Source organism: Thalassospira sp., assembly GCF_030690045.1.
Lineage (GTDB): Bacteria > Pseudomonadota > Alphaproteobacteria > Rhodospirillales > Thalassospiraceae > Thalassospira.
Genome location: NZ_JAUYHK010000011.1, coordinates 554663 through 571122, shown reverse-complemented (window position 1 = coordinate 571122; position 16460 = coordinate 554663). Strand labels below are relative to the sequence as shown.

15 protein-coding genes are annotated in these 16460 nt (G+C 54.3%); 12 read left to right on the top strand and 3 right to left on the bottom strand.

What is annotated here, in order from left to right:
* Positions 1–45 precede the first annotated feature (45 nt).
* The 10 genes from Q8O73_RS08595 to Q8O73_RS08550 all read left to right on the top strand — a co-directional run bounded on the left by Q8O73_RS08595 (position 46) and on the right by Q8O73_RS08550 (position 12333).
* Complete coding sequence (locus tag Q8O73_RS08595; protein ID WP_305557573.1) at positions 46–333, top strand: DUF1127 domain-containing protein; 288 nt, start codon at positions 46–48, stop codon at positions 331–333.
* Between the two features lie 85 nt (positions 334–418).
* On the top strand, positions 419–1399 hold the full coding sequence (locus Q8O73_RS08590; RefSeq protein ID WP_305557571.1) for a threonine dehydratase: 981 nt from the start codon (positions 419–421) through the stop codon (positions 1397–1399).
* Positions 1380–2786, top strand: a complete 1407-nt coding sequence (locus Q8O73_RS08585; protein ID WP_305557568.1) for a pyridoxal-dependent decarboxylase — start codon at positions 1380–1382, stop codon at positions 2784–2786. The genes Q8O73_RS08590 and Q8O73_RS08585 overlap by 20 nt, the downstream gene beginning before the upstream one ends.
* Positions 2783–3613 carry a PhzF family phenazine biosynthesis protein gene (locus Q8O73_RS08580; protein ID WP_371135062.1) on the top strand — a complete coding sequence of 277 codons (831 nt, stop codon included), beginning with the start codon at positions 2783–2785 and terminating at the stop codon, positions 3611–3613. Before Q8O73_RS08585 ends, Q8O73_RS08580 begins: the two co-directional genes overlap by 4 nt.
* Positions 3614–3837: 224 nt before the next feature.
* On the top strand, positions 3838–5679 hold the full coding sequence (locus tag Q8O73_RS08575; RefSeq protein ID WP_305557566.1) for an SLC13 family permease: 1842 nt from the start codon (positions 3838–3840) through the stop codon (positions 5677–5679).
* A gap of 75 nt (positions 5680–5754) precedes the next feature.
* Positions 5755–6936, top strand: a complete 1182-nt coding sequence (locus Q8O73_RS08570; protein WP_305557564.1) for a phosphoserine transaminase — start codon at positions 5755–5757, stop codon at positions 6934–6936.
* 112 nt (positions 6937–7048) lie between these two features.
* The gene (locus Q8O73_RS08565; protein WP_305557562.1) at positions 7049–8215 is read left to right on the top strand and encodes an ATP phosphoribosyltransferase regulatory subunit; all 1167 of its coding nucleotides are present in this window, start codon (positions 7049–7051) and stop codon (positions 8213–8215) included.
* A gap of 33 nt (positions 8216–8248) precedes the next feature.
* On the top strand, positions 8249–9544 hold the full coding sequence (locus Q8O73_RS08560; RefSeq protein WP_305557558.1) for an adenylosuccinate synthase: 1296 nt from the start codon (positions 8249–8251) through the stop codon (positions 9542–9544).
* Between the two features lie 170 nt (positions 9545–9714).
* Positions 9715–11847 carry a protein kinase family protein gene (locus tag Q8O73_RS08555; protein ID WP_305557555.1) on the top strand — a complete coding sequence of 711 codons (2133 nt, stop codon included), beginning with the start codon at positions 9715–9717 and terminating at the stop codon, positions 11845–11847.
* A 9-nt stretch (positions 11848–11856) separates the two neighbouring features.
* The gene (locus tag Q8O73_RS08550; RefSeq protein WP_305557552.1) at positions 11857–12333 is read left to right on the top strand and encodes a hypothetical protein; all 477 of its coding nucleotides are present in this window, start codon (positions 11857–11859) and stop codon (positions 12331–12333) included.
* Positions 12334–12402: 69 nt separating this feature from the next.
* Here the strand turns inward: Q8O73_RS08550 and rpoH are convergent, their stop codons facing one another.
* Both rpoH and Q8O73_RS08540 read right to left on the bottom strand, forming a co-directional pair.
* A complete protein-coding gene (rpoH, locus tag Q8O73_RS08545) occupies positions 12403–13269 on the bottom strand; it encodes an RNA polymerase sigma factor RpoH (protein WP_305557549.1) in 867 nt (288 codons plus the stop codon).
* Between the two features lie 115 nt (positions 13270–13384).
* On the bottom strand, positions 13385–14374 hold the full coding sequence (locus Q8O73_RS08540) for an RluA family pseudouridine synthase (protein WP_305557546.1): 990 nt from the start codon (positions 14372–14374) through the stop codon (positions 13385–13387).
* A gap of 26 nt (positions 14375–14400) precedes the next feature.
* Here Q8O73_RS08540 and Q8O73_RS08535 point away from each other — a divergent pair, with 26 nt between their 5' ends.
* A complete protein-coding gene (locus Q8O73_RS08535) occupies positions 14401–14745 on the top strand; it encodes a hypothetical protein (RefSeq protein ID WP_305557543.1) in 345 nt (114 codons plus the stop codon).
* Positions 14745–15194, top strand: coding sequence for a Mov34/MPN/PAD-1 family protein (locus Q8O73_RS08530; protein WP_371135061.1), 450 nt, complete (start codon positions 14745–14747; stop codon positions 15192–15194). Before Q8O73_RS08535 ends, Q8O73_RS08530 begins: the two co-directional genes overlap by 1 nt.
* A gap of 32 nt (positions 15195–15226) precedes the next feature.
* On the opposite strand, the gene hppD is transcribed toward Q8O73_RS08530, so the two are convergent.
* Entirely contained in the window at positions 15227–16330 is a 1104-nt protein-coding gene (gene hppD, locus Q8O73_RS08525; protein WP_305557537.1) for a 4-hydroxyphenylpyruvate dioxygenase, read from the bottom strand.
* Positions 16331–16460 lie beyond the last annotated feature (130 nt).

The window sequence follows — 16460 nt, the reverse complement described above, 5'->3', positions numbered from 1 at the left end:
CAATGACAAAAGGAAATCGATACAATTATTCGACAGGAGGATGTTATGGCAAATTGTAACGATACAATATCGGCGCCCGAAATCATGATCCGGGGCGCATCGCAGACCGCAACCACCGATGCGCAAGTGCGCAAATCCGGTTACATCGCGATTGCCAGCATTGTCACCTTTTTGGTCGCAGCATTGTATCATTGGCAAAAAAAATCGCGTGACCGCAATATGATGTCGCGTCTGGATGACCGGATGCTGAAAGACATTGGCATGACTCGCGCCGATCTGGATGGTGAATTATCGCGTTCGCTCTGGTCTGATTTTCCAGAGCGTCGACGGTAATTCCGGTTGGGCGGAAACGTTGCTCCCTCGCGTTTCCGCCCTTTTTTGTTTGGTGCCAGTTATCTCAAAAAAGGATACAATTGTGATGTTTGATCGCGCTGCTCTGATTGAAGCAACGGAATTTGTCCATCGTCACATCCTGCCAACTCCGACAATTCGCTGGCCGCTTCTGGATCGGGAAACCGGATTGTCCCTGTATGTCAAACATGAAAATCATACCCGGCTAGGGGCGTTCAAGCTGCGGGGTGGTTTGACCTTTTTACGTTATTTGCGCAGTTCTGTCGAAATTGGTTCTGGCATCGTCAGTGCGACCCGTGGCAATCACGGGCAAAGCCTGGCCCATGCCGCCAGCCTGTTTGGCATGCGGGCGATGATAGTCGTGCCCCGTGGCAACTCCGTTGAAAAAAATGCTGCCATGCGTGCCTGGGGTGCCGAGGTGATCGAATATGGGGATGATTTTCAGGATGCTGTTGGTCATGCCCGCGATCTGGCAACACAGCAAGACCTGATTATGGTGCCCGCCTTTCACCCGGAACTGATCCGGGGTGTTGCGACCTATGGTATGGAACTGTTTTCGGCCATTGACGGTATTGATCGGATTTATGTGCCGATTGGCATGGGGTCGGGCATTTGCAGTCTGATTACGGTGCGCGATGCCTTGGGTCTGAAAACTGAAATTATCGGCGTAGTTGCCACCGGTGCCGATGCGGTATTGCAGTCTTTCCGGCAGGGGAAGATTGTTGAAACCGTATCGGTCGCTACATTTGCCGATGGTATGGCGTGCCGTTGCCCCGATCCGGATGCTTTTGATATTATTAAAAAAGGGGTGGCTGATATCATTGCCGTCCGTGACGATCAAATCGCGGACGCGATCCGGCTTTATTTCAGTTGTTGCCATAACATCGCCGAAGGGGCCGGGGCTGCATCGCTGGCTGCCGCCATTGCAGATCGTGACCACAATATTGGTAAGAAAGTGGCCGTGATCCTCAGCGGCGGCAATATTGACCGCGCCCTCTATGCCCGCATTCTGGCCGGAGAAAATCCCGATGGCACACATGTTCGATGATTTGGCGCATCTTGATGACATTCTGGATGCGACCCGCAAAATAGCCCGCGACTATGTAAGGGGCGGTGATGACGCCCCGGTTACCTGTCGCGATATTTCGGCATTCGACCTTGAACGGCCTTTGCCCAATACCGGAACGGGGACGATGTCTGCCCTGCAACGGATCAAAGATGACATCGTGCCGTTACTAGCCTGTTCGATCGGGCCGCGGTATCTGGGCTTTGTGACCGGTGGAACAACGCCTGCCGCCCTTGCCGGAGACTGGCTTGCCAGTGCAATCGATCAGAACGCCACCGGACCGGAAGGCAGTGTGACCTCATCGGTCGAACAACAGGTGATCAACTGGATATGTGACATGGCCCGGCTGCCGCGCCACATTTTTGACGGCACCCTGACCACCGGGGCAACGGCGTCCAATCTTTTGGGAATTGTTACCGGGCGTCAGTGGTGCGGTGAGCAGATCGGAATTGATGTGGATGATAACGGGGCGGTGGCGTTGCCATCCTTTGCCGTTTTTGCCGCTACCCCGCACGCCAGCATGGTCAAGGATTTGTCGGTGGCCGGTGTGGGGCGCAATAATGTGATCAAAATTGCGACCCTGCCGGGAACCGAGGCGACCGATATCGCAGACTTGGCTCGAAAACTGTCCCAAAGTGATGCCAAGGCGAAGCTGGTGATTGCCAGTGCCGGGACAGTCAATGCCACTGATTTTGATGATCTGGTGGCAATTGCCGATTTGTGTGCTGCACATGGGGCATGGTTGCATGTCGATGTCGATGCCGCCTTTGGCATGTTTGCGGCCCTTGATGACCGCCGGGTCCATCTGATTGCTGGACTGGAACGTGCCGATTCCATTACATCGGACGGGCATAAATGGCTGAATGTACCCTATGACTGCGGTATTTTCCTGACCCGGCATATAGGCATTCTGGAAAAATGTTTCCGCGCCTTTGCGCCCTATCTGGATACCGGAACGGCGGGGAATCATTACATCAATCGCGGGGTGGAAAATTCCCGCCGGTTTCGGGCCTTGCCCTTGTGGCTGGCGATTGAGGCCTATGGTCGTGATGGTTTTGCCGGAATTATCCGACGTAATTGCGATCAGGCGTGCGATCTTGCCAATTGGGTGGCACAACACCCGAAGCTGGATTTGTTGCGCACACCACAACTTAATGTCGTGATGTTTTGTGCCAAGGGGAACGATGCCGCCAATCGTGCCTTGTTGAATCGAATCAATGCGACGCAAAAACTGTTTTTAACTCCGACGGTTTATGAAGGACGTTTTGGCTTTCGTGCTGCCTTTTCCAACTGGCGCACCGGTGCCAATGATCTTGCAATTGTGGTATCCACCCTTGAAGCTCTTTTATCAGATCAGGATGACGCATGATGACCCGTTATAATTTGCCAATTTATCAGGTGGATGCCTTTACCCCGAAAATGTTTGCCGGAAACCCGGCGGCGGTGGTGCCGTTGCTGGCATGGTTGCCCGATGCGGTTTTGCAGGCGATTGCGTTGGAAAATAATCTGTCGGAAACGGCCTTTATTGTGAAACTGGGCCCACAGGAAAATGCCGATTATCACATTCGCTGGTTCACTCCGACCGTTGAGGTGCCATTATGCGGTCACGCGACGCTGGCCAGTGCCTTTGTGCTGTTCACCGAATTGGGCTGCGCATTATCGACTCTGCGTTTGCGCAGCAAAAGTGGCATTTTAACCGCGCAGCGCGATGGGGATGCGATCATTCTGGATTTCCCGAAACAGCCGGTTGTACCTGTCACGGTAGCCGATAAGATCATTGCAGCCCTTGGTCCGGATCAACCATCGCAACAATTTCGGGTGCAGAGCCGCGATACCGATTTTGTTCTGGTTTATGATCATGCCGATGCGGTGCGCAAGATGACGCCTGATATGTCGGCATTGGGGAAACTGGCCGAACGCGGGGTGATCGTCACCGCCCCGTCGGACTGTGCGCAATATGACATGGTATCGCGGTATTTCCTGCCTGCCCTTGGCATCAATGAAGACCCGGTGACTGGTTATATGCATTGTGTCGTTGCCCCTTATTGGGCGCATCGTCTGGGCAAGGAAAGTGTCACCGGTTATCAGGCGTCGCAACGCGGTGGGGTAATCGAATGTCGTATTGCCGGTGAACGGGTCCATCTGAAAGGGGTCGCTGTTCTGTATCTGAAAGGCGAAATATATATCGATATTTGATCATAAATGCGGAATGTCATTTAAATAACAATGGGATAAGTGCGTGCGAAAAATTTGCAGGCTACGGGCTTTTGGAGCCCCTTGTCTTTTTTGTTGACCATGTCGTGGGCCTTTCGTCTAAGTAAGGACAAAATTCTGGCGGTGAAACCGTCACGGCCATGTACGGCAGGGGAGTTTAAAGTGTGCTAGACAGCGTTGTTGCAAATTCTGCGACGCCCCTTCAGATGTGGGTCGTTCTTGCGCTGGTTGTGGGGTCCCTCGTATTTTACGGATGGGAACGCATTTCGCTTGAACTGACCTCGATGACGATCATTGCCATTTTGCTGGTGTTTTTCCATCTGATGCCGCTTGATGATGGCGCGGGCAATAATTTGTTGGGTGCGGATACGCTGATGTCGGGATTTGCCAATCCGGCATTATTGACGGTTCTGGCGCTTTTGGTGGTCGGGCAGGGCATGGTTCTGACCGGTGGGGTCAGTTACGTGGCCGGGCTGGTGACCGAACATGGCGGCAAAAATCCCGGTGTTGCGATTCTGATCGGGTTGCTGGCGGTGATGTTGTTGTCTGCCTTTCTTAACAATACCCCCGTGGTGGTGATTTTTATTCCGATCATTCAGGCGCTGTCGGAACGAATTCAACGTTCACCCAGTGCCTTGATGATCCCGTTATCCTATGCCGCGATTCTGGGCGGGATGACGACGCTGATCGGGTCCTCGACCAACCTTCTGGTGTCCAGTTCCCTGATCGAACTGGGGATGCCTGCGCTGGAATTTTTTGAATTTACCGTGATCGGCACGGTTCTGGCCCTGTCAGGTTTCGCCTATGTGATGCTGGTTGCGCCCCATTTGTTGCCCGCCATGGCGTCAATGCGCAGCAAGCTGGCCGCACCGGATGGCAGCGGCAAACAGTTTATCGCCCAGATTACAGTCGGCCCGGCATCCTTGATGATCGGCAGTAAACCGGTGGCGGGTTTCTTTAAAAACTTGCCCAATGTAACCATTCAGATGATTGTCCGGCGCGAACATGCCGATTTACCCCCCTTTGATGAAAACATGGAAATCCGCCCCGGCGATGTTCTGGTGGTGGCGGCGACCCGCAAGGCATTGACTGAGGCCTTGCAAAAAGACCTAGGCCTTTTGCATGCCGAGGCTGCGGCTGTTTATGAAGAAGGCGGCGATGAAGGGGCAAACCGGGCCAGCCAGCTTTTGGCTGAAGTCATGGTGCCGCCGGGATCGCGCCTGATCGGGTTCAATCTGGAACAGATCGGGTTTCGCTATCAGTACAAATGTCTGGTTCTGGGTATTCAGCGCCGGTCGCGGATGATCCGCACCCAGATGACCGAAATCCGGCTGGAGGCAGGCGATGTCTTGCTGGTGCAGGGGCGGGCTGATGATGTCGAGGCGTTGCGCGTGATCCGTGATGTCGTGTTGCTGGAATGGTCAACCCGCGCCTTGCCGCGCCCCTTTCATGCCCGGCGGGCGGCATTCATCTTTTTGGGGGTGATTGCGGTTGCGGCGACCGGCATCTTGCCGATCATGGTTTCAAGCTTTATCGGTGCCGGTTTGATGATTGCATCCGGGGCGCTGAATTTGCGGCAGGCGTCGCGATCAATTGATCGCAAGATTGTCCTTCTGGTGGCCGCCGCTCTTGCTTTGGGTAATGCCCTGCAACTGACCGGCGGCGCATCCTTTGTTGCCACTCAGATGCTGGACGCGCTGAGCGGGGCACCAGCCCCGGTGATTTTGTCGTTGTTTTTTCTGGTGGTGGCGGTCTTTACCAATGTGCTGTCGAACAATGCCTGTGCGGTGCTGTTTACGCCGATTGGCATTGGTATGGCGCAGAAACTGGGCGTTGATCCGCATATTTTTGCCATTGCGGTTTTGATGGCGGCAAACTGTTCCTTTGCCTCCCCTGTCGGATATCAGACCAATCTTTTGGTGATGGGGCCGGGGCATTACCGGTTTGTTGATTTTCTGCGGGCGGGAACGCCGCTGATCATCTTGCTGTGGATCGTTTTTAGCCTGTTTGCGCCGTGGTATTATGATTTGCCGATGTCGGCGGGTTAGACACATTACCTTATGACAAGATTAATTTTGTTTGCTTTTGGGGGATATTTCCCCGGTTTTCCAGGAAAAAATCTGATGGTTGCGACCCCTGCCTTTGCCAAACCTGTCCAAAAACCGCAAAGCCCGCATTTTTCGTCGGGTCCATGCAAAAAACGTCCGGGTTGGTCGGCAGATGCGCTTGATGTGCGTGTTCTGGGGCGTTCGCACCGGTCCAAATTTGGTAAAACCCGGATGGCAGAGGTTATTGACCGGTCCCGCGATCTGTTGAACCTGCCCGAAGGCTATGTTCTGGGCGTGGTACCAGCATCAGATACCGGGGCGGTTGAAATGGCGCTGTGGTCGCTTTTGGGGCCGCGCGGTGTGGATTTGCTGGCATGGGAAAGTTTCGGGGCGACCTGGGTTTCAGATGTGAAAGTGCAACTGAAACTGGATGATATCCGTGTGCTGGAGGCCGATTACGGCAAACTGCCCGATCTGGGTGCTGTTGATTTTAACCGCGATGTCGTCTTTACGTGGAATGGCACGACATCCGGAGTGCGGGTGCCCAATGGCGACTGGATTGCCGATGATCGCAAGGGATTGACGATTTGTGATGCCACATCGGCGATTTTTGCCATGGAACTGCCGTGGCAGAAACTCGACGTTGTGACCTATAGCTGGCAAAAAGTTCTGGGCGGCGAGGGTGGCCACGGGATTATCATCCTCAGCCCTCGGGCGATTGAACGTCTTGAAAATCATGAACCGGCATGGCCGATGCCGAAAATATTCCGCATGACCAAGGGTGGCAAGTTGATGGATGGTATTTTCCGGGGTGAAACCATTAATACACCTTCGATGCTGGTGGTTGAAGATGCGATTGATGCTCTGAAATGGGCTGAAAGTCTTGGCGGATTGCCGGGGCTTTTGAAACGGACCCGCGAATCCCATGCCATTTTGCGGGCGTGGCTGACGGATAGTGACTGGGCGACCAATCTGGCCGATTTGCCAGAAACGGAATCAAATACATCGATGTGTGTGCGGATTTCCGATCCGTGGGCGCTGTCGCAAGATGAAGCGACGCAAAAATCCTTGCCCAAACGCATTGCACAGTTGCTGGAGGACGAAAATGTTGCCTTTGACATCAATGGTTATGTCAGTGCGCCGCCCAGCCTTCGTATTTGGGGCGGGGCGACGGTCGAACCGGACGATATTCGTGCCCTGTTACCGTGGCTTGACTGGGCTTATGGTGTTGCCAAGGCCGAGATTCAGAACGCCTGATACGTAATATTTGCGTATTTCGGGATTTACCGTTGCTCTGTCCGGTACAACGCGGTAGTAACCGCTACCGGACGCACCATTTCGTGCGTACAGTCCGGAAAGTCTGACACATATGACCGAACTCGCCAGGAAAGCGCTTCTCCCCGCCGGTTTGCAGGATGTCCTGCCTGTCGTTGCTGCGCGTGAATCCGAAATCCGTGAAAAGCTGATGGCAAGTTTTGGCCTTGCCGGATACGACCGGGTGAAAACCCCGTTGGTCGAGTTTGAGGAAAGCCTGCTGGATGGGGCCGCCCCCGAACTGGCACAACAAACCTTTCGTTTGATGGACCCGGTATCGCGCCGCATGATGGGTGTGCGATCCGACATGACCCCGCAGGTTGGCCGTATTGCAGCCACCCGCCTGAAAGATGCGCCGCGTCCGTTGCGGCTGTCTTATTCTGGCGATGTGTTGCGAATTCAGGGTACGCAATTGCGCCCGGAACGGCAATTTGCCCAGGTCGGCGCCGAACTGATTGGTGTTTCCAGTGCGGCGGCGGACACTGAAATCGTTTTTCTCGCCCTTGAGGCGCTTGAGAATATCGGCATGCCCGATGTGTCGGTTGATCTGAATTTGCCGACCCTGCCGGTGCGCCTGTTCGAGGCGTTTGGCGTTGCGCCCGATGACCGTGAACATCTGATCGAGGCACTGGAACGGCGTGATGTTGCCGCCCTCAGGGCCGCCAGCGGTCCGGTAACCGATGTTCTGGTGACCTTGCTGGAGGCCGCAGGCCCGGCGACAACCGCCTTGCCGCGGTTGAAAAAACTGGAATTGCCGCAAGGTGCGGCCGAGGAATTATACCGCCTGATTGAGGTTGCCGAACGCATTCTGGCATCCGATCATGATGCGGCATTGACGATCGACCCGGTTGAAATGGCCGGTTTCCGGTATCAGAGCGGCGTCAGTTTTACGATTTTCGGCAAACATGTCCGGGGTGAACTGGGCCGTGGCGGGCGCTATCGTGCCGGTGGTGCATCGGGCGAAGCGGCAACAGGCATGTCGTTGTTTATGGATACGGTTTTGCGGGGCCTGCCGGACCCGGAACCGGTTGCACGGGTTTATCTGCCGCTGGGTGTTGCCCAGCACGCGGCGCGGCAATTGCGTCGTGACGGCCATGTGACGGTTGCCGCCCTTGAGGGAGCCGCCGAGGCCAAAACTGCCGATGCGGCACGCAAGGAAGCAAAACGCATGGGCTGTGATTTCATTTATCTGGATGGCAGGGTAGAGCCGCTGTCCGCGTAAGACGCACACATATATCGCTTAAGGAGTTTTGCGATGACCAATGTCGCCGTGGTCGGTTCCCAGTGGGGAGACGAAGGCAAAGGCAAGATCGTTGACTGGCTGTCGGAACGTGCCGATGTCGTTGTGCGTTTCCAGGGCGGGCACAATGCCGGTCATACGCTGGTGATTGACGGTACGACCTACAAGCTTAGCCTGCTGCCGTCAGGCATCGTGCGGAAAAACAAATTGTCGGTGATCGGCAATGGTGTGGTGGTTGATCCTTGGGCCTTGCTGGCGGAAATTGACCGTCTTAAGGGGCAGGGGGTCAATATCACCCCGGAAAATCTGCGTCTGGCCGAAAATGCCTGTTTGATTTTACCGCTGCACAGCAATCTGGATAAGGCCCGCGAGGCCGCCGCTAGCGGTGGCAACAAGATCGGTACCACCGGTCGCGGCATCGGTCCTGCTTATGAAGACCGGGTGGGGCGCCGTGCGATCCGGGTGGGCGAACTGGCCGATCCCGAATTGCTGGAAGCCAAGGTTGCCAATCTTTTGACTCATCACAATGCGCTGTTGCGCGGTCTGGGTCAGCCCGAAGTGGACGGGGCGGAACTTCTGGCGCAGCTCAAGGAAATTGCGCCGAAAATCCTGCCGTTTTCCGATACGGTGTGGAAATCCCTGAACCAGTTCAAGGAAGCGGGCAAACGCATTTTGTTTGAAGGCGCACAGGGTACGATGCTGGATATCGATCATGGCACCTATCCCTATGTAACGTCGAGCAATACGGTGGCCGGTCAGGCCGCAGCCGGTTCAGGACTTGGCCCGTCGGGTGTCGGTTATGTTCTGGGCATTACCAAGGCCTATACCACCCGTGTTGGCGAAGGTCCGTTCCCGTCAGAACTGTTTGATGCGGATGGCGAAACACTGGGCGCACGCGGCCATGAATTTGGCGTCGTCACCGGGCGTAAACGCCGGTGTGGCTGGTTTGATGCCGCTCTTGTGCGTCAGTCGGTCAAGGTCAACGGCATTCATGGTATTGCCCTGACCAAGCTTGATGTTCTTGATGGCTTCGATGAAATCAAGATTTGTACCGGCTATGACATTGACGGCGAAATTTATGATTATCTGCCCGCCAATCAGCGTCTTCAGGCCAAGGCAAAGCCGGTTTATGAAACCATCGAAGGCTGGCCGGGGACGACACAGGGGGCACGCAGTTGGGCCGACCTGCCTGCGGCGGCGATTAAATATGTTCGCCGTATCGAAGAACTGATCGAAGCACCGGTGGCCTTGCTGTCCACCAGCCCGGAACGTGACGACACTATTCTGGTACATGATCCTTTCAGCGCCTGATTTGGCGTTGCGATGACATCTTCAAGCCGCCCGGTGCCTGCCGGGCGGTTTTTTGTTGTGATTGAAAGATTTAAGCGAAAACTGGCGGTTAGCCGAAATGCATAACAGCTTGCCCCGCTTCGCTATCAGAAGTATCGTTCCGCATTAAAACAAGAACGGTTGCGGGACCGATGGCCGAAAAAGCTGAGGCAATTTCTGATGAGGATTCGGTAACAGGCTCCGATGAGGCCGATCAGGATGATCGGGCCGAAGAGGATGCTGTTCTGAGACCCATATTGCCGCCCGATCTTCAATCCGGGGGCGGTGCTGCAGGCGCACGCCATATCGAGATTGGCAATTTCCGGGTTTTTAGCGAATTACGCCTGCCTGAATTTGATATGGGCGGTGGCAAGGCTTTTGTCGCCGAAAGCAACCGCCGCGATGAAGGGCAGGCTTTTGCTCTGGTCGCCGATCCAACCTTGCCATCGCGGGCCGATTTGTTGAAATTCCTGGTCGGGGTTCATGTCGGCGGACAGATCGACCTTCTTGATTATGAAGTTACCTATTGGCCGTTGCTGGGTCGCAATACCATTGTCTATTTTTATGAAAAGCCGGGCGGGGCAAGGGTTTTTGTCGAAGATCAGAAAAAACCGCCGATTGACGAACATGATATCGCAACGGTTGCCGTCATCCCGATTCTCAATACGCTAAGCGCCTTGGCCGACAAGGGCATGACGCACCGCAATGTGCGGGCGGACAATTTGTTTTTTTCCGATCCTGCGCGAACCGGGGTAGTTCTGGGCGAATGTCTGGCGACACCGCCGGGCTATATGCAGCAACTGGTCTATGAACCGATCAGCCGGATGACGGCAGAACGGGCCGGACGGGGAACCGGGTCCATTCTGGATGATCTTTATGCGCTTGGCATGACAATGGCTGCCCTGGGGATTGGTCATACGCCGCTTCGGAAATTGAACGAGAATGAAATGATAGAAATGAAACTGGCCAAGGGGTCATTTCAGACAGTCGTTTCAAACGAAAAATTACCGCTGACCCTGATCGAACCTGTTCGGGGGTTGTTATGTGACGATCCCGAAGAACGCTGGGGCCTGACGGAACTCAATAGCTGGATCGACGGGCGTCGGGCCAAGCCGGTTCATGGCAATACGGACCGTCGGGCGGCGCGGTCGCAAAATATTGCAGGCAAGGATTATTATACGGCGCGGGCGCTGGCCAATGGCATTTCCAATAACTGGGCCAATGCACTGGCACCGATCCGGGACGGGGTTGTCGAGGTCTGGTTGCGGCGGGGGCTGTCCGATAATGACCGGGCCAAGGCATTGGGCGATGCGATGCGTCAACTGACCTGGTCAGGCAGTGACAAACGCACCAGCGAGGATGTTCTGGTATCTCGAACCATCACCATTCTGGACCCGGCGGGGCCGATCCGTCACAAGGGTTTTTCGGCGATGGTGGACGGAATGGGCGGTATTTTGTCCTATGATGTTCAGCATGGCAAAGGCCCGCAACGGTTTGTCGAGGTGGTGTTGCGTGAAATTCCGGTTCACTGGTTCGCCCGCCAACAAGGTTACAAACCGGAATTACAACCCTATCAGCAGGCTTTCAAAAGCCTGAAATATTATCTTCAGCAACAAAGTGCCGGTTATGGATATGAACGGTGTCTTTATACGCTCAATCGAAACCAGCATTGTCTCAGTCCGCTGGTCGAACCCGAATATGTCATTCATATTTCGCAGCTTTTACCTGCGCTGGACAAAATTGCGGGCAAGGCACCGCAGGATAGCTGGCCGGTGGATCGGCATATCGCGGCCTTTATCGCTGCCCATTTGCAAGATGATGTCGAGGCACAATTGAATGCCTTGCAAAATCCGGGGGATGAGGTGGAATACAGCCGGGCCGTGATCAGCCTTTTGGCGCTAGTGCAATGGCGGCACGGCCCGGACAGTTTGCATCATCTGTCCCTGTGGGTGTCGCGTCTGATGGACCCTGCGGTCAAAGTATTTCATAGTAAGACCCGCCGGGAAAAGGTGGAAAAGGAAATCCCCAAACTGGCAAAGCGCGGCAATCTGGTCGAGCTTTACAACCTGATTAATGACGAAGAAGAACGCCGCAAGGATCAGGATGAATTCATCAAGGCGGTCGAGGAATATTCATCCTCCGAAAGCGAGGTGTTTGAACTTGATTCGTCTGGCCCCGCCCGTATGGAACTGGCCGAACAGATTGGACAGCAGGCCGCCGCATTTGCCTCGACGATGATTGCACTTTTGACGGTGTCCGCACTTTTTCTGATGTATATCTGGTAAGGACAGGCAATGGCGAGGCAGCGGGGCGGCGGACAAAAGGGACGTAGCGGAATGTCCGGGGTGGCGGTGATTGCCTCGGCCGTATTGCTGTTCATGGTGGCCTTGCCAACCTTTGTGATGCTGGCGGTCGGGCTTTTACCGTCCATGGTGGCTTTTATGTTTGACCGCGGGCCGGGACGCTATATGTCGCGCTGTATTTTCGGCCTGAATTTTTCCGGCGTTGCGCCCTATATCCTTGAAGTCTGGCAGAATGGAGGGCAAAGCGTATCGGTTGCTACCCAGCAATTGATCGATCCCTTGACGATTTCGATCATGTATGGGGCGGCAGGGTTGGGCTGGATCATGTATCTTGCGATGCCGCCAATTGTTGCCAATATTCTTAATCTGGCCGCACAACGCCGGATGTCGGAACTGCGCAAAAAACAGCGCGAACTGATCAAAAGCTGGGGCGACAGTCTGATCAAGGAAGTTGAAAACAGGGGATGATCCCGCAAACACACATATCAAAAAAAACGGACGGCATATGCCGTCCGCAGGTGTTCTCTGGCGGGAGATTCAGTGAGGCAATTCCACATGGATGGATTTGCGAATTTTTTCAAAGGCGCGTACTTCGATCTGGCGGATACGTTCGCGTGAAATACCATACGCCATGCTGAGATTTTCAAGGGTCACGGGGGATTCTGTCAGACGGCGTTGTGTCAGGATATCGCGTTCCCGATCATTAAGATGCGACATCGCCGATTTCAACATATTCATCCGCAACAAAAATTCTTCCCGCTTGCCATAAGAGGTTTCCTGACTGTCTTCGTCACTTTCAAGCCAATCCTGCCATTCGCCTTCACCGTCCATGCGGACAGGCGCATTCAGGGAATGGTCCGGGCCGGCAAGGCGGCGGTTCATCATGATAACATCGTCTTCGGAAACATTCAGTTTGGTGGCGATCAGCTCAACCTGTTCGGCCCGAAGATCACCATCATCAATGGCCTGCATCTGGCTTTTGAGGCGGCGCAGATTGAAAAAAAGCTTTTTCTGCGAGGCAGTCGTACCCATTTTGACCAGCGACCACGAATGCAGGATATATTCCTGAATGGCAGCGCGGATCCACCACATGGCATAAGTCGCCAGCCGGAAACCGCGATCCGGATCAAACCGTTTGACTGATTGCAGCAGTCCGACATTGCCTTCGGAAATCAGTTCATTGATTGGCAAGCCATAGCCGCGATATCCCATGGCGATTTTTGCGACCAGACGTAAGTGGCTGGTGATCATTTTTTCAGCGGCCGTTTCGTCACCATTGTCGCGATAGCTTTCTGCGAGTGACGTTTCCTCTTCAGGGGGCAGCATCGGATAACTGCGAATGCGTTGCAGATAGCCAGTTAGCCCATCCTGGGAAATGACCGGAATTGCGTTGCCCTGTTTCATCGGAAGCCTCCCAATTCGCTTCGTTCAAGTGCTGATATCCTTCTGCACTTGAAAAATCCTATACGGGAGTATTATGCCCCGTCAACAGGATTTTGCGAAATTAGGATAGTTGTTGTCACCTTTGGTATAGGTTTAGGGACCTGAGTACTTCCATAAGAGGGGTAGGGATCGGGGCGCTCAGTGAAATAAAGTTACCCGTTATGGGGTGTAAAAAGCCAAGAGTTTGCGCGTGTAGCGCCTGTTTTCCGAAGGCATTGAGGACGGATTTGGCCTCGTCATCCAGCCCCTTGAGAGAGCGGGTACTGCCATAAGCCGGATCACAAACAAGTGAGTGCCCGATATGGGTCATATGCACGCGGATCTGATGGGTGCGCCCGGTTGCAAGGCGACATTCCACCAATGATGCCAAGGAGTCGTCACGGCTTTTGATTGTTTTATACCGGGTCAGGGCATATTTGCCACCATGGGCGACCACGGCCATTTTCTTGCGATTGCGCGGGCTACGGCCAATAGCACCTTCGATTTCACCGGTAAGCGGGGTCGGACGGCCCCAGACGGCGGCGATATAGGTGCGTTCGATATTGTCTTTGTCTTCGGCAAACAGGGTGGACAGGGCGCGATGGGTGATGTCGTTTTTCGCCACCACCATCGCCCCGCTGGTATCTTTGTCCAGGCGATGGACAATGCCGGGGCGTTTGACCCCGCCAATCCCTGACAGGCTGTCACCGCAATGGGCCAGCAACGCATTGACAAGGGTGCCGGTCTGGTTCCCGGCGGCGGGATGAACAACCATTCCGGCCGGTTTGTTGATCACCAGCAGGTCGTTATCCTCATACAGGACTTCCAGTGTGATGCTTTCTGCTTCGGGTACGGCGGGTTCGGGCGGGGGAATGCGCAAGATTGCACGGTCACCCGGTTTGACGCGATAGGAGACGTCGGTTAAGGTCCGCCCGCCGATAGCAAGATGACCCGCCTCGATCAGACTTTTGAGACGTGAACGCGATTGATCGGGCCAGGCTTGTGCCAGTGCCTTGTCCAGACGCTGCCCGCCCTCATGCGATGGGATCGTGTAAACAAGCAGGTCGGATGATATGGTATCGGTCATCGTTTCAACATTTGTCCGGATTTATAATGCGCGTCGTCAAAGCACTGGTTGCAGTTATGGGCTTGCTGATTGTTATCGGCATCGCCTTGGTAGCGTACGGCCTGACACAGGAAAAGAACAAAACTGTTTCCGGGATGGCAAATCAGCCGGAAGTTTCAGTGCCGGTTACCGGTCAGAAAGATATATCGGCAGCAGTTGAGCCGTTTGGCACCATCAATATTGATCTTGTTAGCGGTGAAGAACTGAAATCCTTCACGATTGAAAGCGCGCGTGCTTATTTGCACATAGAAGGGCCCGATGGTGGGCGTCTGGTGGTGGTTTCCTTGCCGGATCGTCGAATGTTGGGGCAAATTCTGCTGGTTCAGCCGTGATGGGGAAAGGCGAACCTATCGATATTCCTGCCGGTTTAATGGTGGAAATGGGTCGGATCGCCACCGATTGCTGGCCGCAGGAATGTTGTGGTTTGCTGATTGGGTTGAAGGATACACCCGATTGCATTATGCGTTTTGTCGCGGCGGTCAATATCGCCGCCAGCCCGGGCACTGCGTTCGAGATCGACCCCGCAACCTTGCTGGCGACGCATCGGGAGGTGCGCACATGGGGAGAACGCATTGTCGGCTGTTTTCATTCCCATCCCGATGCCCCGGCAATTCCGTCGCGAACCGATTTGGCCCGTGCTGAAGAACCCGGGTTTTTGTGGCTGATTTTTGCCAGTTCTGCGAAAGGCGTTCGCGATGCGGCCCTGTTTCAGCGATTGCCTTTAACGCAGGATGGTGTGGGCGACCGGTACTTTATCGAACGTCCGATCCGTCAGGGTTAGCGCAGGTGGTAAGAAAAGCCGGATCCGGCTTGTTATGCGGTCTTGCCGTCCAGAACGCCGCGCCGGATTTGATCCAGTTCGATGCTTTCAAACAATGCCTTGAAGTTTCCCTCGCCAAAGCCGTCATTGCCCTTTCGCTGGATGATTTCATAGAAAATCGGGCCGATGCAGGTTTTGGTGAAAATCTGTAACAGCAATCCCTGATCATCGGGTGCGCCATCTATCAGAATTTGGTCTTTTTGCATCCGTGCCACATCTTCGCCATGGCCGGGGATACGTTTGTCGATCAGTTCGTAATAGGTATCGGGTGTGCTGAGAAATTCGATACCGCGTTTGCGCAGGGCTTCGACGGTTGCGAAAATATCATCGCTACCCAAGGCGATATGCTGTATGCCTTCGCCTTTATAGGCATCAAGATATTCCTGAATCTGACCTTTACGGTCTTTGGCACCTTCTTCGTTGATTGGTATGCGAATGGCACCGCACGGGCTGGTCATGGCGCGTGATTTCAGGCCCGATACCTTGCCTTCGATATCGAAATAACGAATTTCGCGGAAATTGAACAAATTTTTGTAATAATCCGCCCATTTATTCATATTCCCGAAAAAGACATTGTGGGTGACATGATCCAGCCCAGTCAGACCGGCCCCTTTGGGATGTTGGTTGACGCCGGGCAAAGGTGTGAAATCGACATCGTAAATCGATGTATCGCCATAACGGTCCACCAGATAAATTAACGCCCCGCCAATGCCGCGAATGGCGGGAATGTTCAGTTCCATCGGCCCAGCCCCGGCCTGCACCGGTTCGGCACCTCGTTCGATGGCATGGGCAAAGGCCAGTTGCGCATCAATCACCCGAAACGCCATCGCATTGACCGACGGGCCGTGGTCACGGGCAAAGCTGCTGGCCTGACTGTCGGGTTCCATATTCAAAATGAAATTGATGTCGCCCTGACGAAACAGCATCACATTTTTACGTCGATGGCGGGCGATGGCGGTAAAGCCCATCAATTCAAACAATGCTGCCAGTTTTTGCGGTTCGGGTGAGGCATATTCGATAAATTCAAAACCATCGGTTCCCATTGGATTTTCCCACAAATCATCGTGGTTTTTGCTGCGATTGATTGCCGTTCCCATGATGTTCCTCCGTCCTGATGGCCACAACCTGCTCTTTGCGATGATGGGGCGGTTGTGGTCCGGTTATGGTTGCAATCGCAATCATAACGCAGTTTGCGGGCGCAAAGTTTGCATTTTAGGCCCCGGATGA

Excerpts from the sequence above, each read along its gene's own strand:
- Q8O73_RS08595 (WP_305557573.1), top strand. The coding sequence starts at position 46 with ATGGCAAATTGTAACGATACAATATCGGCGCCCGAAATCATGATCCGG.
- Q8O73_RS08590 (WP_305557571.1), top strand. The coding sequence starts at position 419 with ATGTTTGATCGCGCTGCTCTGATTGAAGCAACGGAATTTGTCCATCGT.
- Q8O73_RS08585 (WP_305557568.1), top strand. The coding sequence starts at position 1,380 with ATGGCACACATGTTCGATGATTTGGCGCATCTTGATGACATTCTGGAT.
- Q8O73_RS08580 (WP_371135062.1), top strand. The coding sequence starts at position 2,783 with ATGATGACCCGTTATAATTTGCCAATTTATCAGGTGGATGCCTTTACC.
- Q8O73_RS08575 (WP_305557566.1), top strand. The coding sequence starts at position 3,838 with ATGTGGGTCGTTCTTGCGCTGGTTGTGGGGTCCCTCGTATTTTACGGA.
- Q8O73_RS08570 (WP_305557564.1), top strand. The coding sequence starts at position 5,755 with ATGGTTGCGACCCCTGCCTTTGCCAAACCTGTCCAAAAACCGCAAAGC.
- Q8O73_RS08565 (WP_305557562.1), top strand. The coding sequence starts at position 7,049 with ATGACCGAACTCGCCAGGAAAGCGCTTCTCCCCGCCGGTTTGCAGGAT.
- Q8O73_RS08560 (WP_305557558.1), top strand. The coding sequence starts at position 8,249 with ATGACCAATGTCGCCGTGGTCGGTTCCCAGTGGGGAGACGAAGGCAAA.
- Q8O73_RS08555 (WP_305557555.1), top strand. The coding sequence starts at position 9,715 with ATGGCCGAAAAAGCTGAGGCAATTTCTGATGAGGATTCGGTAACAGGC.
- Q8O73_RS08550 (WP_305557552.1), top strand. The coding sequence starts at position 11,857 with ATGGCGAGGCAGCGGGGCGGCGGACAAAAGGGACGTAGCGGAATGTCC.
- rpoH (WP_305557549.1), bottom strand. The coding sequence starts at position 13,269 with ATGAAACAGGGCAACGCAATTCCGGTCATTTCCCAGGATGGGCTAACT.
- Q8O73_RS08540 (WP_305557546.1), bottom strand. The coding sequence starts at position 14,374 with ATGACCGATACCATATCATCCGACCTGCTTGTTTACACGATCCCATCG.
- Q8O73_RS08535 (WP_305557543.1), top strand. The coding sequence starts at position 14,401 with ATGCGCGTCGTCAAAGCACTGGTTGCAGTTATGGGCTTGCTGATTGTT.
- Q8O73_RS08530 (WP_371135061.1), top strand. The coding sequence starts at position 14,745 with ATGGGGAAAGGCGAACCTATCGATATTCCTGCCGGTTTAATGGTGGAA.
- hppD (WP_305557537.1), bottom strand. The coding sequence starts at position 16,330 with ATGGGAACGGCAATCAATCGCAGCAAAAACCACGATGATTTGTGGGAA.